22 protein-coding genes and 2 pseudogenes are annotated in these 20,524 nt (G+C 71.7%); 11 read left to right on the top strand and 13 right to left on the bottom strand.

The window, feature by feature from the left end:
• Window positions 1-67 precede the first annotated feature (67 nt).
• Complete coding sequence (locus EDD92_RS43075; RefSeq protein ID WP_123969298.1) at window positions 68-376, top strand: hypothetical protein; 309 nt, start codon at window positions 68-70, stop codon at window positions 374-376.
• 6 nt (window positions 377-382) lie between these two features.
• Here EDD92_RS43075 and EDD92_RS43070 read toward each other — a convergent pair whose 3' ends face one another.
• Window positions 383-1,144, bottom strand: a complete 762-nt coding sequence (locus EDD92_RS43070) for a hypothetical protein (RefSeq protein ID WP_123969297.1) — start codon at window positions 1,142-1,144, stop codon at window positions 383-385.
• Between the two features lie 105 nt (window positions 1,145-1,249).
• On the opposite strand from EDD92_RS43070, the gene EDD92_RS43065 reads away from it, so the two are divergent.
• Both EDD92_RS43065 and EDD92_RS43060 read left to right on the top strand, forming a co-directional pair.
• Window positions 1,250-2,368: a CapA family protein gene (locus EDD92_RS43065; protein WP_123969296.1), complete on the top strand. Its 1,119-nt coding sequence runs from the start codon at window positions 1,250-1,252 to the stop codon at window positions 2,366-2,368.
• Window positions 2,365-2,829, top strand: a complete 465-nt coding sequence (locus tag EDD92_RS43060) for a hypothetical protein (RefSeq protein ID WP_123969295.1) — start codon at window positions 2,365-2,367, stop codon at window positions 2,827-2,829. The genes EDD92_RS43065 and EDD92_RS43060 overlap by 4 nt, the downstream gene beginning before the upstream one ends.
• A gap of 180 nt (window positions 2,830-3,009) precedes the next feature.
• Here the strand turns inward: EDD92_RS43060 and EDD92_RS43055 are convergent, their stop codons facing one another.
• The gene (locus tag EDD92_RS43055; RefSeq protein ID WP_123969294.1) at window positions 3,010-3,435 is read right to left on the bottom strand and encodes a CBS domain-containing protein; all 426 of its coding nucleotides are present in this window, start codon (window positions 3,433-3,435) and stop codon (window positions 3,010-3,012) included.
• Between the two features lie 103 nt (window positions 3,436-3,538).
• On the bottom strand, window positions 3,539-5,227 hold the full coding sequence (gene murJ / locus EDD92_RS43050; protein WP_123969293.1) for a murein biosynthesis integral membrane protein MurJ: 1,689 nt from the start codon (window positions 5,225-5,227) through the stop codon (window positions 3,539-3,541).
• 222 nt (window positions 5,228-5,449) lie between these two features.
• Here murJ and EDD92_RS43045 point away from each other — a divergent pair, with 222 nt between their 5' ends.
• Entirely contained in the window at window positions 5,450-7,111 is a 1,662-nt protein-coding gene (locus EDD92_RS43045) for a DapH/DapD/GlmU-related protein (RefSeq protein WP_123969292.1), read from the top strand.
• A 44-nt stretch (window positions 7,112-7,155) separates the two neighbouring features.
• Here the strand turns inward: EDD92_RS43045 and EDD92_RS52585 are convergent.
• From EDD92_RS52585 to EDD92_RS43035, 3 genes and pseudogenes are all read right to left on the bottom strand, one after another.
• Window positions 7,156-7,455 (bottom strand): annotated as a pseudogene (locus EDD92_RS52585) (AMP-binding protein); the annotation flags it as partial.
• Window positions 7,444-7,979, bottom strand: a pseudogene (locus EDD92_RS43040) (fumarylacetoacetate hydrolase family protein); the annotation flags it as partial. The pseudogenes EDD92_RS43040 and EDD92_RS52585, both read right to left, overlap by 12 nt.
• A 24-nt stretch (window positions 7,980-8,003) precedes the next feature.
• On the bottom strand, window positions 8,004-9,122 hold the full coding sequence (locus EDD92_RS43035) for a VOC family protein (protein WP_123969291.1): 1,119 nt from the start codon (window positions 9,120-9,122) through the stop codon (window positions 8,004-8,006).
• A 136-nt stretch (window positions 9,123-9,258) separates the two neighbouring features.
• On the opposite strand from EDD92_RS43035, the gene EDD92_RS43030 reads away from it, so the two are divergent.
• Window positions 9,259-9,894, top strand: a complete 636-nt coding sequence (locus tag EDD92_RS43030) for a TetR/AcrR family transcriptional regulator (protein ID WP_123969290.1) — start codon at window positions 9,259-9,261, stop codon at window positions 9,892-9,894.
• Between the two features lie 18 nt (window positions 9,895-9,912).
• Here the strand turns inward: EDD92_RS43030 and EDD92_RS43025 are convergent, their stop codons facing one another.
• Window positions 9,913-11,523, bottom strand: coding sequence for an MFS transporter (locus EDD92_RS43025; protein ID WP_123969289.1), 1,611 nt, complete (start codon window positions 11,521-11,523; stop codon window positions 9,913-9,915).
• Window positions 11,524-11,645: 122 nt separating this feature from the next.
• On the opposite strand from EDD92_RS43025, the gene EDD92_RS43020 reads away from it, so the two are divergent.
• On the top strand, window positions 11,646-12,290 hold the full coding sequence (locus EDD92_RS43020; RefSeq protein WP_260327164.1) for a TetR/AcrR family transcriptional regulator: 645 nt from the start codon (window positions 11,646-11,648) through the stop codon (window positions 12,288-12,290).
• 10 nt (window positions 12,291-12,300) lie between these two features.
• Window positions 12,301-13,116: a DUF2993 domain-containing protein gene (locus EDD92_RS43015; RefSeq protein WP_123969287.1), complete on the top strand. Its 816-nt coding sequence runs from the start codon at window positions 12,301-12,303 to the stop codon at window positions 13,114-13,116.
• A gap of 64 nt (window positions 13,117-13,180) precedes the next feature.
• Here EDD92_RS43015 and EDD92_RS43010 read toward each other — a convergent pair whose 3' ends face one another.
• Both EDD92_RS43010 and EDD92_RS43005 read right to left on the bottom strand, forming a co-directional pair.
• Window positions 13,181-14,515: an acyltransferase gene (locus EDD92_RS43010; protein WP_123969286.1), complete on the bottom strand. Its 1,335-nt coding sequence runs from the start codon at window positions 14,513-14,515 to the stop codon at window positions 13,181-13,183.
• Window positions 14,516-14,610: 95 nt separating this feature from the next.
• Window positions 14,611-15,261 (bottom strand): TetR/AcrR family transcriptional regulator, encoded by a 651-nt coding sequence (locus EDD92_RS43005; RefSeq protein WP_123969285.1) that lies wholly within the window; start codon window positions 15,259-15,261, stop codon window positions 14,611-14,613.
• Window positions 15,262-15,486: 225 nt separating this feature from the next.
• Here EDD92_RS43005 and EDD92_RS43000 point away from each other — a divergent pair, with 225 nt between their 5' ends.
• Entirely contained in the window at window positions 15,487-15,927 is a 441-nt protein-coding gene (locus EDD92_RS43000) for an ATP-binding protein (protein WP_123969284.1), read from the top strand.
• A gap of 13 nt (window positions 15,928-15,940) precedes the next feature.
• Here EDD92_RS43000 and EDD92_RS42995 read toward each other — a convergent pair whose 3' ends face one another.
• Both EDD92_RS42995 and EDD92_RS42990 read right to left on the bottom strand, forming a co-directional pair.
• Window positions 15,941-16,531, bottom strand: a complete 591-nt coding sequence (locus EDD92_RS42995; RefSeq protein WP_123969283.1) for a PadR family transcriptional regulator — start codon at window positions 16,529-16,531, stop codon at window positions 15,941-15,943.
• A 43-nt stretch (window positions 16,532-16,574) separates the two neighbouring features.
• Window positions 16,575-17,219: a TetR/AcrR family transcriptional regulator gene (locus EDD92_RS42990; protein ID WP_123969282.1), complete on the bottom strand. Its 645-nt coding sequence runs from the start codon at window positions 17,217-17,219 to the stop codon at window positions 16,575-16,577.
• Between the two features lie 71 nt (window positions 17,220-17,290).
• Here EDD92_RS42990 and EDD92_RS42985 point away from each other — a divergent pair, with 71 nt between their 5' ends.
• Window positions 17,291-17,527 (top strand): hypothetical protein, encoded by a 237-nt coding sequence (locus EDD92_RS42985; protein WP_123969281.1) that lies wholly within the window; start codon window positions 17,291-17,293, stop codon window positions 17,525-17,527.
• Entirely contained in the window at window positions 17,524-17,685 is a 162-nt protein-coding gene (locus EDD92_RS50220; RefSeq protein ID WP_185124316.1) for a hypothetical protein, read from the top strand. Before EDD92_RS42985 ends, EDD92_RS50220 begins: the two co-directional genes overlap by 4 nt.
• A 33-nt stretch (window positions 17,686-17,718) precedes the next feature.
• Here EDD92_RS50220 and EDD92_RS42980 read toward each other — a convergent pair whose 3' ends face one another.
• A complete protein-coding gene (locus EDD92_RS42980; protein ID WP_123969280.1) occupies window positions 17,719-18,516 on the bottom strand; it encodes an SGNH/GDSL hydrolase family protein in 798 nt (265 codons plus the stop codon).
• Between the two features lie 118 nt (window positions 18,517-18,634).
• Between EDD92_RS42980 and EDD92_RS42975 the strand changes: the two genes are divergently transcribed.
• Window positions 18,635-19,597, top strand: coding sequence for an alpha/beta fold hydrolase (locus EDD92_RS42975; RefSeq protein WP_123969279.1), 963 nt, complete (start codon window positions 18,635-18,637; stop codon window positions 19,595-19,597).
• Window positions 19,598-19,609: 12 nt separating this feature from the next.
• On the opposite strand, the gene EDD92_RS42970 is transcribed toward EDD92_RS42975, so the two are convergent.
• Window positions 19,610-20,389 (bottom strand): SDR family NAD(P)-dependent oxidoreductase, encoded by a 780-nt coding sequence (locus EDD92_RS42970; RefSeq protein WP_123969278.1) that lies wholly within the window; start codon window positions 20,387-20,389, stop codon window positions 19,610-19,612.
• Window positions 20,390-20,524: the final 135 nt, after the last annotated feature.

Raw genomic sequence — 20,524 nt, 5'->3', positions numbered from 1 at the left:
GTCGTATGGCCTGCTGGGTGACGGGTACCCGTACCGGTGAAGTACCTCTTTCGAGGAGATGACTCGGATGCTGCTCATCGGACTGCTTCTCCTCGGGGCGACAGGCGCCTTCACCGCCCTGGCGATCGCCGGCAACCTGTCCGGGGGCCCCGAATACACCGTCTCGGTGCTCGATCACCAGATCGCCACCATGAACACACTGGCCGTCTTCAGCTCCGGCCTCGCACTGGCGCTCATCTTCTGCTTGGCGCTGGCCACCGCGGTGAGCGGGGCCTCCCATCGTCCGACGCATCGCCGCCACCGCAGGATGCGCACGCGCCACGCCGGTGAGACGACCCGTCTCGACGACATGATGGGACCGGACGAGCGGGCCTGAGGCGCCTCACCGGTCCCGCAGCCGCACCAGGTGATACAGCACCGGCATCACGGTCGTGCGGTTCTCCTTCAGGGTGGGCTGCAGGAAGCGGTAGAAACTCGGTTTGGTGAACTGGCGCAGGGCGACGGCGGCCAGGCTCAGGTTCCAGTGGGCGTGGCCGACGAAGCAGTAGTCGGAGGTCGTGCCGTCGAGCGGCTGCAGCAACAGCGAGTTGTCGAGACCGGTTTCGGCGGCATACCAGCCCGCGAGGTGCTCCCAGAGTTCCGCGGTGAGCTCGGGGTCGTCACCGACGAAGTAGCTGAACTGGAACAGGCCTTCCTGGCTGCGGCCCACATCCGCGAAGCACTTGCCGCAGCGGGCCGCCATCACATGGACGTCGCCGGCGGCCTGCGCCAGCCGCCCGCGCAGGTGACGGTAGGCAGCGCTGTCCTGCACCTGGTCGATGTCCTGCGGTGTCCTGGTCTCCACGAGGACGACCACGTCGTAGCGGGCCGGGTGCACGGTGTCCGACGGGTGCAGGCCGACGGTCGGCGCCACGGCGGCGGCCCGGTACACGCTCGCTCGTTTCACCTCGCCCAGGCTGGCCAGGTCCTCCGCCTCGGCCCGCAGCAGATCGAGCAGGTGGGTCTTGTCGCGGCTGTGCCCGGGCCTGCCGATCCCGCCCGGAGGTTCCACCGCGGCGGCGATATGGAGGTAGCCGGACGGCGGCGGCTCGGTGAGGAGCGCCGGAGCGAACTTGGGGCGTTGGTGAACGAGGGTGACACTCATGGGATTCTCCCGCGGTGCGGTGCGTTCCCTGGTCGTCGTTGCACCTACCCGAAGTGCCCGGGCTCACGCTCGCCCCGGCCGTGCGGCCGCCACTACCGTGGAGGCATGGGCGGCGGCGCGACGCTGTTCCTGTGCGGCGATGTGATGCTCGGGCGCGGCGTCGACCAGATCCTGGCGCATCCCGGCAGCCCGGAACTGCGGGAGGGGTACGTCGAGGACGCCCGCTCCTATGTCCGGCTGGCGGAGTCGGTGAGCGGTCCGATCCCTGCCCCTGTCGCCCCGTCCTGGCCGTGGGGCGAGGCGCTCCGCCTGCTGGAACAGGCCGCCCCGGACGTCCGGATCGTGAATCTGGAGACGTCCGTGACGTGCAGCGACGCCTTCGCACCCGACAAGCTGATCCACTACCGCATGCACCCGGCCAACCTGCCCGCCCTCACCGTGGCCGCCCCGGACGTCTGCGTCCTCGCCAACAATCATGTGCTGGACTTCGGCCGCGAGGGCCTGGCGGAGACACTGGACGCGCTCGCCCGCGCGGGCCTGCGGACGGCGGGAGCGGGACGCAGCGCCGAGGAGGCGTACGCGCCCGTCGCGGTGCCGGTCCCGGGCGGGGGCCGCGTGCTGGTGTTCGCCCTCGGGGCATCCTCCAGCGGCATTCCGCCGGGCTGGGCGGCCGCCTCCGCCCTCTCCGGGGTCGCCTGCCTGCCCGAGGTGTCGGCGGCCGCGGCCGCGGAGGTGGTCCGGCGGGTGCGGGAGGAAAAGCGTGCGGGCGACGTCGTGGTCGTGTCCGTGCACTGGGGCTCGAACTGGGGGTACCGGGTGCCCCGGGAACATGTCCGCTTCGCCCGCGCACTGGTGGACGGCGGCGTCGACGTGGTCCACGGTCACTCCTCGCACCACCCTCGCCCGGTCGAGGTGTACCGCGACCGGCTGATCCTGTACGGCTGCGGTGACTTCGTCGACGACTACGAGGGCATCGGCGGCTACGAGGAGTTCCGCGACGACCTGCGGATCGCCTACCTCGTCACGGTCGCGGCGGACACCGGGCGCCTGACCGGCCTGCGCATGGTGCCCCTGCAGGCCCGCCGCATGCGGCTGGAGCCCGCATCGGACGCGGACCGCAGTTGGCTGGGGGCCACCCTGAACCGCATCAGCGACGCCGTGCACGTGACCCTGGATCGCGACGGCTCTCTCACGCTGACGCACCGAACCCGGGCGGGCTCGTGACCCGATGGCTGCGGCTGACGCTGCTGGGCGTGGGCGCGATGAACTCGCCCCGTTTCGCACCCGCCGGGCTGCTGCTGCGCTGCTGTGGCCATCGCGTCGTCTTCGACGGCGGTCCCGGCGCCGATCCACCGCCAAGGCCGCTGGATGCCTGGCTGGTCACCGACGAGCAGGCGGAACTGCGCTCGGCACTGCGCCGCGGCGCGATCGCCCGCGGCGTCCGGATCCGGGCCGGTGACCTGCAACTGGGCGGGATACGGCTGCGGTGCCTGCCGGTGGCGCACACCTCGCATCCCGCCCACGGCTACCGCATCGAGACGGGCGGGCGGGTGGTCGTGTGGGCGCCGGAGTTCTGGGAGTTCCCGGCCTGGGCCGCGGGCGCGGACCTGATGTTCGCCGAGGCGGCCGCCTGGGACCGCCCGATCCGGTTCCGCGGTGGCGTCGGCGGCCGTGCAACCGTGTAGCGCGTCGCCGAACAGTCCGTACGCCATGGGGTACGGCGGCTGGTCTACGCCCACATCGGCCGGCCGAGCATCCGGGCCATCGACGCCGGGCAAAGGCCGCCGGTGGGCGAGTGGGGCGTCGAGGGGCGCACGTACTCCTTGCGGTTCGGCGAGGAGTAGGAATTGAGGGATTCGGGGCCCTCAGCGGTTCGGGGCCGCCCTGCTGATGTCCGTCAGGGCCGCGTGCGGGTCCTCGGCGCCGGCGAGGTCACCGATGCTGACGATGCCCACCGGGCAGCCGCCGTGCTCGACGACCGGGAGGCGGCGGACGGCGTACTTGCGCATCAGATCGAGGGCGCGGTCGGTCGTGTCGTCCGGCGTCAGGGTCACCACGGGCGGTGGCGTGCACACCGAGCCGACGGTCGTGTCGGCCGGGTCGCGGCCCGCGGCGAGCGCCCGGACCACGATGTCCCGGTCGGTGAGCACACCGAACAGGTCGCAGTCGTAGGCCACCAGTACGTCGCCGACGTCCTGCTCCCGCATCAGGCGGGCCGCGCGCGCCACCGTGGTCATGGGCTCGACGGCGGCCGCGCCGGGTGACATCACGTCGCGTATCTTCCGGGTCATGGCAGCTCCCAGGTCCTCGGCGAGGTTGTGCTGTCGCCCGCGTAGCCCGCAGCGCAAGCGATAAACCGGCCATCGGCCATCGCTCGGAGCCCCGGCTCGGGCGTCAGCGCAGTCCGGGCAGGCTGCGCAGCTCTGTGATCTTCAGGAGCCGGGCCAGGGCGAGAAACGCCAGAGCCAGGGCGAGGGTTCCCGCGGCGAGGGCGTCGGCGGTGGCCCAGGTGCCGCTGCCCAGGAAGGCCGTGCAGGCGTGTGCGGCACCCCAGCCGGCGGCCGCGGCGAGGGCGGCGGCGCTCAGCAGTTTGAGGTAGGTGCGGCGCAGGGCGCCGTCGTCCAGGCGGCCGCCGGTTCTACGGCGCAGCAGCCGTGCCGTGAGCGCGAGGCCGACGAGGTAGGAGAGGGCGTAGGCGCCGGCCATGCCGGTCACGGACCGGCGGGCGGGCAGCAGGACATGGCAGGCGGTGGCCAGGGCGATGTTCACCGCGGAGATCCACACGGCCATGAAGAACGGGGTGCGGGTGTCCTCGAAGGCGTAGAAGCCGCGCAGCAGCAGGTACTGCGCGGAGAACGGGATCAGGCCGAGAGCGAACGCCTGCAGCATGTGCCCGCCCGGCTGCGCGATGGTGGAGCTCGACGCTCCGTGGGCGAACATCAGCGTGGCGATCTGGGGGCCCAGCGCGAGGAAGAGGAAGGCTGCGGGCACGACGACGACGCCGCTGACGCGCAGCGCCCGCGACAGGTCGGCACGCAGGTCCGCGACACGCCCCTCGGCGGCGGCCCTGCTCATCCGCGGCAGCAGCGCGGTCACCAGGGACACCGTCACGATCGACTGGGGCAGCATCCAGATGGTCTGCGCGTATGTGTAGGCGGAGTAGCCCACGCCGGCCTTCGGCCGTTGCGCGTCGGCGGAGTTGGCGTAGTTGGTGATCACCGCCAGGGAGACCTGGTTGGCCAGGACGAACAGCAGCGTCCACTTCGCCGCGTGGACACCGGCGCCCAGGCCGGTGCCGCGCCAGTCGAACCGGGGGCGGAAGCGGAATCCGGCGGCCCGCGCGAACGGGATCAGCGCCAGGGCCTGTACGGCGATGCCGGCGGTGGTCCCGATGCCCAGGTACCGCACCTGGGTCGCTGTGATGTCCTGGACCCGCCCCGGGACGGTCATCAGGCCGAGGTAGGCGCCGAACATGCCGATCAGGACGACGTTGTTGAGGACCGGGGTCCACATCATCGCGCCGAACCTCTCGCGGGCGTTGAGGACTTGGCCGTAGATGCCGAACAGGCCGTAGAAGAAGATCTGCGGCAGCAGGAACCGCCCGAAGGTCACTGTGAGTTGGAAGGCCTGGTGCCCGTCGGGGGTGTCCTGGATGTAGACGCCGACGATCTGCGGTGTGGCCCACACCGCGAGCGCGGTGCCCGCGCCGAGCACGCACACCACGAGGGTCACCAGGCGCTGCTCGTAGGCCCGGCCGCCGTCCGGATGGGTGGCGCGGGCCCGTACCAACTGGGGCACCAGTACGGCGTTCAGGGCGCCGCCGATCAGCAGTGTGTACAGGCTGGTCGGCACCGTGTTCGCGGTGTTGTACGTGCCGGCCAGCTGGCCCATGCCCAGTGCCGCCGCCTGCAGCACCTGCCGTATCAGCCCCGTGGCGCGGGACACGACGGTGGCCACCGCCATCAGCACCGATGACCGGGCCGGTCCGCCCGTCGCCGCTGTCCTCCGCCGGGCGGCATGCCGCCCTCGTGTTCCTTCGCCCGGCGACGTGGTCGGCGTCGCGGGCTGGTCCCCCTGCTTCATGCGGCCAACCTATGCCATCAAGATCCCCGCACTCGACGGCCGCGTTCACCGAACCACTCCGCGCACCGCTTCATCCGCAGCCGGTCCTCAAGTCCGTTCGCCGGTCCATGACTTGGAGGTACGTCCTTCCCCCCGCCCCGCGGACCGGCGCGCGGCCCTGGTCACCATCACGCCCACTCGCGTGCCTTTCCGTGCGGGCTCCCTGCTGCCTAGCGTGCGGGTATGGATCACCAACAGGAGCCGTCCGTACGGCATTTCGACCACTGTCCGTGGCTGTTCGCCCAGGAGGCGACCGAGGAGCAGCTGCGCGTCCAGCGGAAGCGGCAGCAGTCGATCGGCGGGGACAGCCACATCGGCGAACGGTGCTACGTCGCCGAGTCCGCGGCGGTCTTCCCGGATCTGCTGCGGCTGGGCGACGACTCGTACATCGCGGCGCAGGCGTATGTCACCGGGGAGTTGACGACGGGGACGGACTGCACGCTGAACCCGTTCACCACGGTGCGCGGCACGGTCGTGCTCGGCGACGGCGTGCGGATCGGCGCCCATACCTCGCTGCTCGGCTTCAACCACTCCTTCGCCCCCGACCGTCCGGTCTTCCGACAGCCCCACACCAGCGAAGGAATCAGGGTCGGGGACGACGTGTGGATCGGTTCGCACGTGATCGTGGTGGACGGGGTGACGATCGGCGACCACTGTGTGATCGGCGCCGGAGCGGTGGTCACCAAGGATCTGCCGGCCTGGACGGTGGCGGCCGGGAACCCGGCGCGGCCCTTGCGCGACCGGCGGGACACCCCCGTCACCCCGACTCCCCGAAGCGCTCTGGCGCGGTTCGCGGACACCGCCCGCGCGCAGGCCGGCGACCTCCTCGCGCGCTGCTGGGACGGTGAGCGGTACGTCGACCGCCCCGGTGCGGCGCCCACCGTGCGGGCGCACTGCGATGCCGTGGAGATCGCCGACCTGTTGCTGGGTTCGGCACCGGGGCAGCTGGCCGGCGACGAGCACGTACGGCGGCTGGCGGCGCTCCAGGACCCGGACACGGGACTGGTGCCGGAGTGGGGCGAGCCGCTGCCGTCCGCGGACGGCGACGGTTTCATCGGCGAGGGGGCCGCGCTCTACCACGTCCTCTCCGCCGGGTACGCCCTCGACCTGCTGGGCGCCTCCTTCCCTCATCCCGTGCGCGGTGTGCGGGAAATGACGGCTCGTCAACTTCTCGTACGCCTGGAGGGGCTGCCGTGGCACGACGGTGCGTGGGAGGCAGGTGCGTGGATCGACGCCTGGGCCACCGCCGCGCACTGGAACCTGCGGAACGGCGGGCAGCACGGCGGCGCGGTGGAGGCACTGTTCGGCTGGCTGCTGTCCCGGGCCGATCCGTGGACCGGCATGTGGGGCGACCCGTCGCCCGAGGACGGGCGGCTGCAGGTCGTCAACGGCTACTACCGGCTGACCCGCGGCTCGTTCGCCCAGTTCGGGCTGCCGGTGCCGCATCCGGAACGGGTCGTGGACGCCGTCCTGGACCACGCCCGCGACCCCCGCCACTTCGGCGGGGGCCGGGAGAACGCCTGCAATGTGCTGGACGTCGCCCACCCCTTGTGGCTGTGCACCCGGCAGCTCGGCAACGGCGCGGCCGGCGGCGGCTACCGTACGGCCGACATACGGGCCTGGGCGGAGCGGCAGCTGGCCGCCGCCCTGCCCCGCTGGCAGGACGGCAAGGGCTTCGGCTTCGGCCCTGGGGGACCCGGCCCGCAGCCCGGCCTCCAGGGCACCGAGATGTGGCTGGCCATCATCTGGTACCTGGCCGACCTGCTGGGCCGCTCCGACGAGCTCGGCTACCGCCCGCGAGGCGTCCACCGCCCGGAGCCGGCCCGCAGCGGTCTGCGGCGCTGAGTGCTACCTGCGCCGCCACGGCAGTACCGCCGGATCGGTCTCGGGCGGCGGTCGTGCGTGGTGCCGTTGAAGCGGTAGCCGTCGGCCGCGACCAGCACGGTGGGTTCGAGCTGGGCGAAGCGGTCCGCGGCAGCCTGGGGCGCATAGTCCTGGCCGCACACCGACCAGACGGCACCGAGGCTCGCGGCGGCGAGGAAGGCGGCGACGGCATGCGGGGTGTTGGGCAGACAGCCGACGACCCGGTCCCCCGTCCCGACGCCCAGCTCGCGCAAGGTGGCGGCGACGGAGGCGACTTGGGCCCGCAGCGCGTCCCCGGTCACCTCGCGCTCGGACCCGGTCTCGTCGAAGGTGGGGTAGGACTTGCTCTCGTAGAACTGGGTCCTGGTCAGCTGTATGTCGCGGGCGCTGACGTCGTTGCTGAGGACGAGCCCGGCGACGTAGGCGGGCAGGTCCCGCTCCTCGACCACGGTGCCCACGGGCAGGGGTGCGCCGATGACGAGGCCGAGTTCGACCTCGTAGTCGAGGAACTTCACATGCGGCGGGCGGACGATGGCCTCGCCCGGTCCGCTCACCGAGCCGGAGGCCTTGCGGAAGAAGGCGGGCGGGATGTCGCCGGTGAAACCGAAACGCGGGCGTGGCTGCGGTAGTTGACCATCTGGGCGACCACCCGGCAGGGGGTGGTGACCGGGGAGAGCGTCACCAGGTCGGCGACGGGTGTGCCGGGCGCCTCCGAGGCGGCGGCCTCGCGTACGGAGGCACGGTCGGCGAGCAGGTCGGCGGTGGTGAGGGCCTTGGTGTCGACCGGGACGGCGCGGTCGCCGCGGCTCACCCACCAGCCGTCGGCGGTGCGCAGGACGTTGATACTCATGTCATCGCCTTCGTGAGGAGGGGGTCAGGAGTTCGCGGCCTTCAGCAGGCCCAGCAGGCGCGCGAGGTCCATTTCGTTGTCGCCGCGCAGGGCCTGGACGACGTCGCGGACGCGTTGCGGGGAGGGACGGGCGCCGAGGAAGTCGCGGGTGGTCGGCGGGCCCCACTGGGCGAGCCCGCTGGTCGACATGGGCGCCCAGCCGGGGTCGACGTCGCAGGAGAACAGGTCGCCGTCGGCGAAGTGCTCCAGCATGAAGTGGTCGGGGTCGCGCCAGTAGTCGAAGAGCTGGCTGCCCAGGATGTGCCGTCCGATGCCCCAACTGCGCTTGTAGCCAAGCTCCTTGAGGTATTCGCCGCCGGCGGCGATCGAGTCGAGGTCGGTGACCTGGTAGGCGGAGTGGACGTAGCCGTTGCCCGGGCCCAGGTGTATGGCCAGGGTGTGGTGGTCCACCGCCCGGCTTCCCTGGTCACAGCGGATGAACGCCATGGTCGGGCCGCGGCCGCGCTGTCCGTCGAGGAAGAGGACGTCGGACACGATCATGCCGAGGGTGTCCAGGTACCAGTCCAGGGCGCGTGCGAACACCCTTGTCTCCAGCACGAGATGGCCCAGGCGCTGGATGCGGGACGGCTCGCGGGGCGCACGCTGCGTGGCGTTGACACGGCGGTGATCCGTGCCGAAGTTGAGGAGCAGCGGCTGCTGTCCGGGCAGTTCGGGCAGCTGCCCGGCGCAGTGGACGACCCGGACCGGGAAGCCTGAGGGGTCGAGGAGGTGCGCGGACTTGCCGCCGCCTGGAACGTCCGCGTCCCGCACCTCCGCCCCCGTCGCCCGGGCCAGCCGGTCCAGGTCGCCCCGCTCGGCGGCGCGGAAGGCGGGGCCGATGAAGCGGGAGATGCTCCCGCGCCGGATCACCATGCAGGGCGGGCCGGCGAAGGTGCCGCGCAACCACAGCTCGCGCTCGGTGCGGGCCGCGATCTGGAAGCCGAAGTCGCGGGCGAAGACCTCGGCGCAGTCCAGGTCGGGCTTCTCGAACTCCAGCCAGGCCAGGTCCATCACCTTGATGACGGGGTTCCGGGAGCGGCCGGAGTGTTCGCCGCGCAGGGCGCCCTGCTCGCTGTGGAGATCCTGATGGGCTGTGCGGGACATGGTGTCCTCCAAGCAACATTGCCGTAATGATGAAATCATCAAGTTTGATGTACTCCTGGTCAAGGGTTTGGGCCAGAAGAAATGATGGATTCATCAGAACTGTGATCACCCTGGTGGCCGCGGCTAGACTCGCCGCATGCCGACCTCAGCCCCGCCCAGCAACCGATTCGAGCGACGCCGAGCCGAGACCCGGCAGGCGCTGGTCCGTGCCGCCCGGCAGATCCTCGCCGAGACGGGCGACACCAGCGCGAGCATCCAGGCGATCGCGGAGCGCGCGGACGTCGGCTTCGGGTCCTTCTACAACCACTTCGAGTCGAAGACGGAGCTGTTCGACGCGGCGGTGGTCGATGCGCTGGAGGAGTTCGGCCGGACCTTCGACGAGCGCCTGCGGGACATCGACGATCCGGCGGAGCTCGTCGCGGCCGGTTTCCGGCTCAGTGCGCGGATGGCGGAGTCGCACCCCGAGCTGATGCAGGTCCTGCGCCACCGCGGGCTCGGCTATCTGCACTCCGAGCAGGGGCTTGCCCCTCGCGCGCTGCGCGACCTGGAGGTCGGCGTCGCCTCCGGCCGCTTCGCGCCCGTCGACCCCACCATCGCCCTGTCCGCGCTGGGCGGATCCCTGCTGGCGCTGGTGGAGCTGCGATTCGCCCGACCCGACCTGGACGGTGACGAGGCCGCGGCGAACCTCGTCGAGATGGTGCTGCGCATGCTGGGTGTGCCGCCGGACGACGCCCGCGAGGTCGTCCGGCGCCCGCTGCCCGACCTCGACTGAGGGGCCGGGCAGGGCTCTTTACAGGGAGTCGGTGAGCTCCCGCTCCTCTGCCGGCACCGGCTCTTCCGTCCGGTGCCTGCCCGCGCTCCGGCGGCCGGGCAGCACCGCGAGGACGATCATCGTCCCGGCGGCCATGATGATCCCGCCGACCAGGCTGGTCTGTGCGACACCGTGGGCGAAGGACTCGTGCACGGCGTCGACCAGGGCCTGCGCCTGCTGCGACCCGCCGGTGGGGTTCTTCGCGACCTGCTCGGCGACCGCCAGGCCGCCGCCCACCGAGTCCTTGGCCGTGTCCAGCGCGGCGGCCGGGAGATGGCCGCCGATCAGGCCGGTCAGCTTGTCGCGGTAGGCGGCGCCGAGCAGCGACCCGAGGATCGCGATGCCCAGGGAGCCGCCGAGTTCCAGCGCGGTGTCGTTGGCGCCGCCGCCGACGCCCAGCTCGCTCTCCGGGAAGGAGCCCATGATGGTGTCGGTGGCCGGGGAGACGCTCAGTCCGATCGCGAAGCCGAGCAGCAGCATCGTCGGCAGGAAGTCGGTGTACGTGGAGCTCTTGTCGACCTGCGTGAGCAGGAAGACGCCCACGGTGCCGATCACCATGCCGGCCGTCACCATCGGCTTCATGCCCAGCTTCGGGGTCAGACGGCCCGTGATCGCGGCGCCGAGAAAGACGGCACCGGCCAGCGGCAGCAGCCGTATGCCGGTCTCCAGGGCGTCGTAGCCGAGGACGAACTGCAGGAACTGGGTGGCGTAGTAGATCGCGCCGAAGGTGCCGAAGAAGAAGAACAGCACCGCGAGCATGGAGCCGCTGAAGGGGCGCAGCCGGAACTTGCGGACGTCCAGCATGGGGTGCGGGTGGCGCAGCTCCCAGGCGACGAAGGCCAGCAGGCCGACGCCGGCGACCACGGCCGCGGTGACCGGACCGGCGCCCCAGCCGAAGTGCGGGCCCTCGATGGTCGCGTAGACCAGGCTGCCGACCGAGACGATGGAGAGCAGACCGCCGACGTAGTCGATCCGGCCCATCTGCCCCGCCTTTGAGGGCGGGACCAGCGCCAGGGCACCGATGACGGCGACGACCGCGATGGGCACGTTGATCAGGAAGGTCGAGCCCCAGGCGTGGTCCCCCAACAGGTATCCGGCGACCAGGGGGCCGACGGCGATGGCGAGGCCCGAGGTGGCGGTCCAGGCTGTGATGGCCTTGGCGCGCTCGTGCCTGGGGAAGATCGCGACGAGCAGTGACAGCGTGGCCGGCATGACCACGGCGGCGCCGACGCCCATGATCGCGCGGGCCGCGATGACGAGGCCTGTCCGATCTACCTGACTGCCCATCACCGACCCACCGGCGAAGATCACCAGGCCCGTGACGAGCGCGCCGCGGCGGCTGTACTTGTCGCCGATCGAGCCCAGGACCAGCATCAGCGCGGCGTACGGGACGGTGTAGCCGTCGATGACCCACTGCAGGTCGCTGCTGCTCAGGCCGAGGTCCTTGGTCATGTCGGGCGCGGCCACGATCAGCGACGTGTTGGCCATGACGACGATCAGCAGGCTGAGACACAGGACCAGCAGGGCCCACCAGCGGCGTCCGTACGGGCCGGTCATCTTCTCGACGGGCGTGTTGGCAAGGAAGGGCATGGAGGCTCCTAGCGGGACGAGTTAATTGCCCATCAATGTGCAGAGTAGTTTATTGCCCACCCGTGTGCAAATATTTCAGAGGCCCCTCCCCCAGCCATCCCGCTTCCGACCGAGGTACCGATGTGACCGGCCGATCCGCCCCGCCCGCGCCCCGACGTCCTGGGGCACGCTCCACCCGCACCCGCATCCTGGAAGCGGCCCTGCACGAGCTGGCCCGCAGCCCCGACAGCACCCTCGCCGACATCGCCGAGGCGGCCGGGGTCGCACGTCGCACGGTCTACGTCCACTTCGCCGCCCGGTCCGCGCTGGTCGAGGGCATCACCGCGGACGCCGCAGAGGCCATACGCGGCGCCGTCGCCGCCACCGGCGCTCCGGGCGCCGACGCCGCGACCGCCCTGGCCCGCTTCGTCCTGACGCTGTGGCCGGTCGGCGACCGCTACCGCGTCCTGATCGGCCTCGCCCGCCAGGACCTCGGCCCCGACCGGGTCGACGAGGTCCTCTCCCCCGCCCGCGCCGCAGTCACCGCGATCCTCGCCCTCGGTCAGCAACAGGGCATCTTCCACACCCGCGTTCCGCCCGCTCCGCTCGGCCGAGCCCTCGAAGCGCTGCTGCTCGCGCTCCTGGACGGCGTCAATGCCGGGAGCTGGGCCGACGACGGCACCCGGGCCGCCACCGCGGCACTGATCGCCGCGGGAGTCGGCAGCGATGCCGCGGCCACCAAGGTTCACCGTCTGCACACCACCGGGCAGGCACACCCACCCCTGTGAAGGAGAGCTCATGTACCAGCCCGACCACGGCTACGAGGACGACGTCACCTCCGCGTCGTTCGAGCCGTTCCCGGCGCCGCCCCGCAGGAGGCGACGGCCGGCCTTCGTCGCCGGCGCCGCCCTGGCCGTGCTGATCCTCATACCCCTTGCCGTCGACCGGGCCGCGGCTGCCCACGCCGAGTCGCGCACGGCGAGGGCCTTCCAGCAGGGCATGGGCACATCCGAACGGCCGGAGGTCCACGTCCACGGCTTCCCCGTGCTGACCCAGCTGGCCTCCGGCACGCTGCGGCACGTGGACATCACCGCGCACGCCCTGCCGGCCGACGGGTCCGACCGCCCTCTGCCCGTGACCCGGCTCGACCTCGATCTGCACGGGCTGACGAAGTCCGCCGACGACATCGAGGCGCGGGCCCTCTCGGCCCAGGCGACCGCCTTCCTGTCCTACCCGGACCTTTCCAACGCCCTGGGCCTGGAGGTGTCCCAGGGAGCGGGCCCCGGCCGGATCGGCGCGAAGGTCCAGCTGCCCTTCGGCGACGAGGTCACCGTGACGACGACGGTCTCGGCGGCCTCAGGCAACCGCATCACGTTCGGGAAGTTCACCGTGGCGGGCGGCGCGCTGCCCTCTGCCGGGGAGGCCTTGCTCGACAAGGTCTTCGCTCGGCCCATCCAGCTGCGGAACATCCCCGACGGCCTGCACCTGCGTTCCGTCACCACCACGGCGACCGGCCTCAGCGTCCACTTCTCGGGCAAGTCGGTGACTTTCCACGCCGACGACGGCTCGCGGAGCAGCTTTGCGCAGGACAGCGCGTCGTACGGGAGTGCCTGAGATTTACGTTCGGATCGCGGGAGGGTGCCTGATACGAGCCTGCTCACGGGGCGACGACCGGCCGTCAGGCCGCCTCCTCCAGGGCATCGCCCTTGGTGGCCTCGGAGCGCTCGGTGCTGCCGGGCTCCGCAGGCCGCCGGTGGAGCAGTACCAGCACCGCGCCCAGAGCCAGCCCCAGTGCGGGCAGCACCGGGAAGCGGCCTTCGTCGGCGAAGCCGCGCGTGGCGAAGCGCGCGAGGGCGGTGACGCACGCGGCCAGGCCCGGCCAGAACAGCCATGGGCGATACGGGCCGACGTCCGGGCGGGTTCGCTCGTATCGCCGCACCAGGCCGCCTTCCAACGGCCGCAGCGCCGACACCAACGCGACCAGGATGACGCCGAGCACCAGCAGCCAGGGCACGCGCAGTGCCCACCAGGCGGCGGATCCCAGGGCGGGTTCGGGTGCGAGGCCGGTGAGGTAGAACGCGGCGGCGGCCACCAGCACCGGCAGCATGTGCCACAGATACAGCGTCATGCTGACGCCGCCCGCCGGACGCACCACCCGCCACACCCGCTCGCGCTCCAGGAGGCGCCGGAGCACCGGTGCGGCGAGGAGGCAGGCGCCCACCTGGGCGACCGCCCAGGACAGCATCGCCGCCGAAGGGGGGTTGGTGTTGCTGGGCGTCTGCCCGGTGACCAGGATCAGGCTGACCGGGAAGGGGCCGAGCGCGACCAGTGCCGCGAAGGCCAGTCCGCCGCCCGCGGCCAACGCCGTCGGCAGCAGCGGGCGGCGCTCGGTCAGCAGGCCGTCGCGCCAGCAGAAGCCGAGCTGGTAGGCGACGCCCCAGACCAGGACGTAGTTGAGCAGGCCGACGTGGGGGGCGTGCGCCGTGAGCACCACCGTGTCCGCGATCAGGGCGACCGCGCCCATGGCCACGGGGACGGCGAGGCCCCAGCGCCGGTGCGTCGCGTGCAGGACCGGCGTCAGGACGCTGAGCAGCAGATACACCGGCAGGAACCAGAACTGCATTGCCATGGCCCATCCGACGAGCGCGAGGGTGCCCGGGTCGACGCCGACCGTCGAGCAGACGCCGACGGCGAGCAGGACCAGGCCGCTGTAGAGGGCCGTCGGCAGCAGCAGGCGCACCGCCCGGCGCCCCACCCAGCCGGTGACCGTGCCGCCCGCCGACCGCGTCCGCGCCCAGGAGCCCGCCGCCGCATGGCCTCCGGCCAGGAAGAACAGCGGCATGATCTGGAAGAGCAGCGTCAGCCACTGGGTCCAGGGCACGCTCGCCAGCAGCTCGGGGGCGGTGAGCTCACCGTCGGACTCGTGCAGCAGGGCGGTGATCAGCCAGTGGCCGAGCACGACCAGGACGATCGCCCATGCCCGCAGGAAGTCGACGTACCGGTCTCGGCTCATGTCTCGTCATGCTGCCGCAGCCGCACCACCGCCACGGCGGGGCGTCCGGGCCGCAACCGATCCGTGCCCGGTACGAGATCACCCGGATCCGCAGCTCACTCGTCCGCGGGCGGCTCCTCGCGCGGGACGATCGCCGCGATCTCCTCGACCACCGCGCTCGCCTGCTTCTCCGGCACGCCGGCCGCGATCAGCGTGGCGACGGCCGTACGGGTCCCGTCGTCCTCCAGCGCCCCGGTGTTCACGTCCTCCAGCAGCGCGACCGTCATCCCCTCGAGTCCGGCGCTCAGCACGGCGGGCGGCAGATGGGAGTGGAAGACACCGTCCCGCTGTCCGCGCTCCAGGATGGCCGTGACCACCTCGCGGGCCGGGGCCAGGACCTCGGTCACCCGCTCCGCGCCCAGGTCCCGCCGGGCCAGGCCCAGCAGCATCCGGTAGCGGTCCCCCACCGGCCAGATGCGGAGTACGAAGTACGCGAGCGCCCGGTCGGCGGGCTCCTCGGGCCGCACCCCGTCCACCAGCACCTCCTTGAATGTCTCGGACGCCTCTTCGGCGAGTGCCTCCAGCAGGGCCGAGCGGCCGGGGAAGTGACCGAAGAGCGTGCGCCTCACGACACCTGCGGCGCGCGCGAGTTCCTCGAGGGTGATGTCGGGGTTGCGGCCGAGCTCCCGGCGGGCCGTGGCCAGGATGCGCGCCCGGTTGGACCGCGAGTTGCGGCGCAGCGGCACACGGGCGGCAGGCTTGGTCACGGATCAACCTCGGCGGTGTGTGGGCGGGCGGGCTGAGCAGGGGCAATGGCGTCCATTTTGGCACGGCGTCCGTCTGACCAGACCGGCTACGCAGCAGGCAGTAGGCGGCACTCGGCCAGATATGGCCAGATTCAACCGCCCCTCGTGTGCGCAGTGACATTCATCTGTCACTGTGCGCTTATTCGAGTGTCGAGATCTTTTCGATGTCATTCGGGAGGGATGCGTGTGCTGAGACGTGAGGCGTTCCGGCTTCCCCGGCATCCGGCTTCGGTCGGCTTCGCCCGGTACCGCGTACGGCAGCATCTGGCCAGCTGGGGGCACGCATCGAACGACGAGATGACGGAGAGAGTCGTCCTCCTGGCCTCCGAGCTGGCGGCGAACGTCGTGCGCCACGGGCCCATCCTGGAGCGCGAGTTCGAGATGGCGGTGACGGCGCGGGCGGACGGCTCCTGTTTCATAGCCGTCTCCGACGAGAGCCCTGCGCAGCCGGTCCTGCATGACGTGCCCTCCGGCGAGGACGAGAAGGGGCGCGGCCTGCACCTCGTCGACCAGCTCGCCCAGACCTGGGGTGTACGGCCCCGCGGACGCCACGGCAAGACGGTGTGGGCCTTGGTCCGCCACCCCCGCCCGCACACCATCGCCGGGCTGCAGAAGCCCCACAGGTAGCGCACCGCCCGCGTCAGCCGCCGGACGATTCGGCGAGTGCGGCGGCGCGCTGTTCGAGCCTCTTCAGGGCCGTCTCGCTCCACTGCAGGTTCGCCCGCTCGAGGGCGATCCCGCCCTGCAGGGTGAGGTAGGGGCCGATGCGCTCGGCGGTGGCGAGGTACTCGTCCTCGGTGCGTCCGTCGAGCATGCGTTCCTGCATGCGCCGGTAGCGGGCGAGCTTCGCGGTGGCCCGCTCGAAGCGCTCGGCGACCGAGGCCCGTACTGCCTCGAAGTCCCCGACGTCACCGATGTCGACGCACTGGACCTTGACCATCAGCTCGTCCCGCAGGGCGGGCGGCTTGGCCGGGGCCTCGCCGACGTAGTCGCGCAGGACCTCCAGGCCGGCGTCGGTGAGCGAGAAGAGCCGCTTGTTGGGCCGGCGTTCCTGCTGGACGACTCGGGCCGAGACGAGCCCCTCGCTCTCCATGCGCTCCAGTTCGCGGTAGAGCTGCTGCGGGGTGGCCATCCAGAAGTTGGCGACGGAGGCCTCGAAGCCCTTCGCGAGGTCGTATCCGGACGCCTCACCCTCCAGAAGCGCGGCCATCACCGCGTTGCGCAGAGCCATTGCCCCAATTTAACACCTTGTTGATTAGTCAATAGGACGACTACTACGGTGTGGGGCCAGGCGTCCCGGCGTCCCGCGAGAGATCGCCGAGGTGTGCGTGCAGCACGTGGGTGCAGGCCTGCGGGGTGACGATCCCGGGATGCAGGACGGCGTTGAGACCGAGTCCGTCCAGCAGCGCCGTCAGCCGCTCGGTCTCGAGGCCGAGGTCGAGACCCGGGCGCAGGGCGCCTGTTGTGTCGAGCCGGGTGAGCACACGCCGTACCAGCGCTCTCGTGCCTTCGGCGGTCCGGCGCGTCAGGTCGCCGAAGGCCGGGTCGGTGCGGGCGGCGGTGTTGAAGTCCAGGAAGACGGTGACCTCGGCGCGGCGCTGCTCGTCGAGGGGCAGCAGCTCGGCCAGGAGCCCGGCGGCGAGCCGGAGCTGTTCGGGGCGAGGGTGGCGGTCCAACTCCCCCATGGCCTCGACGCGTTCGAGCAGCCGGCCGCCGACCCGGTCGAGCATGGACTGCATCGCGAAGCGCATCAGCTCCTGCTGGCTGGCGAAGTAGTGGCGCAGGGAGCCGATGTTGAGCTGCGCCTCGTCGGCGACGGCCCGCAGCGAGGTGCGTTGCAGGCCTTCACGGACGACGACTCGGAAGAGGGCGTCGACGACGTGGCGACGGCGGGCGTCCGGGTCCACAACCTTGGGCATGGAGCTTTTTTATCACAGCCATGCTACAAAGGATTTATCACAGGCGTGATACCAACGGGTGGAGGATCTTCGTGGAGACATACCTCAATCTCATGCTCATCAGGTTCGGTGTGGTCGTGGGCGGTCTGGTGGTGCTGGCGCTGCTGGTCTTCGCCGTCGCCCTCAGGCTCAAGCGCAGGGGCAGGCTGGACGAGGTGCGCCGGTACGCGGATCCCGCGGTGCGGGCCGGACTGCGCGCCGCTGCCCGGCGGCTGGAAGGCGGCAGGCAGGGCGCGTCCTGGTCGCGCCGGCAGGACGGCCGGCGATGACGGGCCTGGCAGCGGGCTCCTCGGACGTCCTGCAGCACCTGTTGCTCGATCTCGTGCTCAAGGCCGTCATCGTGCTCGTGGCGCTGGGCGTCCTGGCGCTCGGGATGAGGGCGATCTGGCGGCGCACTCCCCGCCCGCCACGCCCCCCGCGCCGCTGACGGCGCGCCTGCAGACCCGGTTCCTCCTACGGCTCAGGAGGGTCCGTCGGCGAGTGCGGTCACCGGGAGCAGCGCGGGCCTCTTGGCCTGCCGACCGTCGCCGGAGGAGCGGCCCCGCACCCGCCGTACGATCCAGGGCCCCAAGAAGGCGCCGGCCCAGCGCAGTTCGGCTCCGACGACCCGCAGGCCGGTGCGGGCCACCGCTTCGGGAGGCAGCGGTCGCGTCCAGCTGTCGTCACTGCCCGGCAGGTCGAGGGCGTGGGCGACGGCGGCCGCGATGAGGGCGTGGCCACGCGGGCTCGCATGCAGCCGGTCGGCGCTCCACATCCGGGGATCGGTCACCGCCGAGTGGGGCCATGAGTCGGCCACGGCGACGCCGTGCCGTCGGGCCGCCTCCCGGATGCGGGCGTTGAGGGCGAGGACGCGGGGTGCGAGCGGCCGGGCCGAGGGGGCGAGCCGGCCGGGGTCGGGGAAGGTGACCGTCGCGACGCGGGCGCCCTGTCCGGTGAGCGCGGCGAACATGGCCTCCAGCTGGCCGGCGACCTCGTCCGCGTCGAACCGGGGCCGCAGCACGTCGTTGAGGCCGGCGACGACCGTGGCCAGGTCGGGCCGCAACTCCAGGGCGGGCGCCAGCTGTTCGGCACGCACCTGCCCGGCCAGCCGCCCGCGCACCGCGAGGTTGGCGTACAGCAGGCCCGGACTCTCCCGCGCGATCTGCTCGGCGAGCCGGTCCGCCCACCCGCGCAGGCCCCGGACGTCGTCGCCGTCGCCGACGCCTTCGGTCTGGCTGTCACCGACAGCCACATACCGCAGATATCCACTGCCGGCCACGGCCTACCGCCTTCCGTTGACACCGCACGACTGCCGACGACATAGGTAATTAATCTCATACTCGCATTGTTGACTATATCAGCCACCCGAAGATCACGACGCACGTAGGCTCGTGCACATGGTTGAGCATCGAATGGTTGACGTGAACGGGGTGCGGCTGCACATAGCGGAGGAAGGCGAGGGCCCCCTCGTCGTGCTGCTGCACGGCTTCCCCGAGTCCTGGCACTCCTGGCACCACCAGTTCGGCCCGCTGGCCGAGGCGGGCTTCCGCGTGGTCGCCCCCGACCAGCGTGGATACGGGCGCAGCGACCACCCCGCCGAGGTGAGCGCCTACAGCATCCTGCACCTGGTCGGCGACGTCGTCGGGCTGATCCATGCACTCGGCGAGGAGAAGGCGTTCGTCGTCGGGCACGACTGGGGCGCCCCGGTCGCCTGGCACACCGCGCTGCTGCGGCCGGACGTCGTGCGCGGCGTGGCCGGTCTGAGCGTGCCGCCGCCGTTCCGGGGCTCCCGGCCGCCGCTGGCCGTCATGGAGGAGAGGTTCGACGGCCGCTTCTACTGGAACTACTTCAACCAACCCGGCTTCGCCGACGCCGAGTTCGCGCAGGACACCCGCACCACGCTGCGGAAGTTCTTCTACATGGCCTCCGGCGACGCGCCCGGTGCCGGCGCGGGCGAACAGCCGCTGATCGAACCCGGCCAGGGCTGGCTGGCGACCATGCCGGACCCCGAGACCCTGCCCGAGTGGTTCACCGAGGAGGACCTCGACGCGCTGACCGAGAGTTTCTCCCAGGGCTTCACCGGGGCGCTCAACTGGTACCGCAACCTCGATCGCAACTGGGAACTGACCGCGCCCTGGCACGGCGCGGTCGTCGGCTCGCCCGCCCTGTACGTGTACGGCGACCGCGACCTGGTCCCCGCCTTCCCCGGCACGCCCGAACTCATCGCCGCTCTCCCGGACCTGATGCCCAACCTGCGCCGCAAGCCCGTCAAGTTGGCGGGCTGCGGTCACTGGACGCAGCAGGAGCGTCCCCGCGAGGTGAACGAGGCGCTCATCGACTTCCTCACCGAACTCGCGTGAACTGTGACGTGATCAGTGGACGGACAGTCCGCCGTCGACGAAGAGGGCCTGCCCGGTGACGTAGGCGGAGGCGCGGCTCGCCAGGAAGACCGCCGCACCCGCGAAGTCGTCGGCCAGGCCATTGCGCCCGACCATGGTGCGCGCGGCCAGCGCCGCCACCTTCTCGGGGTCCGAGGACAGCCGCTCGTTGAGCGGGGTCATCACGAAACCCGGCACGAGCGTGTTGCAGGTGACGCCGTACGGCGACCACGCCTCGGCCTGGGAACGGGCCAGGGACTCCAGCGCCCCCTTGGACACCCCGTAGGCACCGCTCTGCACGAACGCCCGGTGCGCCTGCTGGGAGGTGACGTGGATGATCCGTCCGAAGCCCCGTTCGGCCATGCCGGGGCCGAACCGCTGTCCCAGCAGGAAGGGCGCTTCCAGGTTCACCGCCATCGTGGTGTCCCAGACGTCCTCGCCCAACTCCCCCATCGGCGGCCGCAGGTTGATCCCGGCGCTGTTGACGAGGATGTCGGGCTCCCCGAACACCCCGGCCGCCTTTTCGGCCGCCGCGCGCACACCGCCGCGGCTGCCAAGGTCGGCGCTGACCCAGGCCGCCCGGCACCCGTCGGCCGTCAGCTCATCGACCGTGGCGGCCAGTTCGGCCTCCTTGCGCGCGACGACCACGACACTCGCCCCGGCCCGCGCGAGGGCCCCGGCGATGGCCCGTCCGATGCCGGAACTGCCGCCGGTCACCACGGCGTTGCGGCCGTCGAGCGAGAACAGTTCGGAGAGGTACGCCTGAGAGATCATGCCTGCACCCTAAACACAGCGGCCACCAGCCCGCCCCGGAAGGGGCGCGGGGAACTGCGCGACCAGCCACGACGGCGCCGCGGACGGAAGACGACAGTTCGAGGCACCCCCACTTCGCCGCACCCCCAGCGGAGC

It is taken from the genome of Streptomyces sp. TLI_185, assembly GCF_003814765.1.
Taxonomy (GTDB): domain Bacteria; phylum Actinomycetota; class Actinomycetes; order Streptomycetales; family Streptomycetaceae; genus Streptomyces.
Note: the sequence above shows the minus strand (reverse complement) of the source record. Positions and strands in the feature narration are given on the sequence as shown.

What these genes read in the sequence shown, in the direction of transcription:
- EDD92_RS43030 (WP_123969290.1), top strand. Translation starts at nt 9,259, where the DNA reads ATGCCGACCTCAGCCCCGCCCAGCAACCGATTCGAGCGACGCCGAGCC.
- EDD92_RS43070 (WP_123969297.1), bottom strand. Translation starts at nt 1,144, where the DNA reads ATGAGTGTCACCCTCGTTCACCAACGCCCCAAGTTCGCTCCGGCGCTC.
- EDD92_RS43015 (WP_123969287.1), top strand. Translation starts at nt 12,301, where the DNA reads ATGTACCAGCCCGACCACGGCTACGAGGACGACGTCACCTCCGCGTCG.
- EDD92_RS43065 (WP_123969296.1), top strand. Translation starts at nt 1,250, where the DNA reads ATGGGCGGCGGCGCGACGCTGTTCCTGTGCGGCGATGTGATGCTCGGG.
- EDD92_RS42975 (WP_123969279.1), top strand. Translation starts at nt 18,635, where the DNA reads ATGGTTGAGCATCGAATGGTTGACGTGAACGGGGTGCGGCTGCACATA.
- murJ (WP_123969293.1), bottom strand. Translation starts at nt 5,227, where the DNA reads ATGAAGCAGGGGGACCAGCCCGCGACGCCGACCACGTCGCCGGGCGAA.
- EDD92_RS50220 (WP_185124316.1), top strand. Translation starts at nt 17,524, where the DNA reads ATGACGGGCCTGGCAGCGGGCTCCTCGGACGTCCTGCAGCACCTGTTG.
- EDD92_RS43025 (WP_123969289.1), bottom strand. Translation starts at nt 11,523, where the DNA reads ATGCCCTTCCTTGCCAACACGCCCGTCGAGAAGATGACCGGCCCGTAC.
- EDD92_RS43075 (WP_123969298.1), top strand. Translation starts at nt 68, where the DNA reads ATGCTGCTCATCGGACTGCTTCTCCTCGGGGCGACAGGCGCCTTCACC.
- EDD92_RS43045 (WP_123969292.1), top strand. Translation starts at nt 5,450, where the DNA reads ATGGATCACCAACAGGAGCCGTCCGTACGGCATTTCGACCACTGTCCG.
- EDD92_RS42990 (WP_123969282.1), bottom strand. Translation starts at nt 17,219, where the DNA reads ATGCCCAAGGTTGTGGACCCGGACGCCCGCCGTCGCCACGTCGTCGAC.
- EDD92_RS42970 (WP_123969278.1), bottom strand. Translation starts at nt 20,389, where the DNA reads ATGATCTCTCAGGCGTACCTCTCCGAACTGTTCTCGCTCGACGGCCGC.
- EDD92_RS43035 (WP_123969291.1), bottom strand. Translation starts at nt 9,122, where the DNA reads ATGTCCCGCACAGCCCATCAGGATCTCCACAGCGAGCAGGGCGCCCTG.
- EDD92_RS43055 (WP_123969294.1), bottom strand. Translation starts at nt 3,435, where the DNA reads ATGACCCGGAAGATACGCGACGTGATGTCACCCGGCGCGGCCGCCGTC.
- EDD92_RS42995 (WP_123969283.1), bottom strand. Translation starts at nt 16,531, where the DNA reads ATGGCTCTGCGCAACGCGGTGATGGCCGCGCTTCTGGAGGGTGAGGCG.
- EDD92_RS43010 (WP_123969286.1), bottom strand. Translation starts at nt 14,515, where the DNA reads ATGAGCCGAGACCGGTACGTCGACTTCCTGCGGGCATGGGCGATCGTC.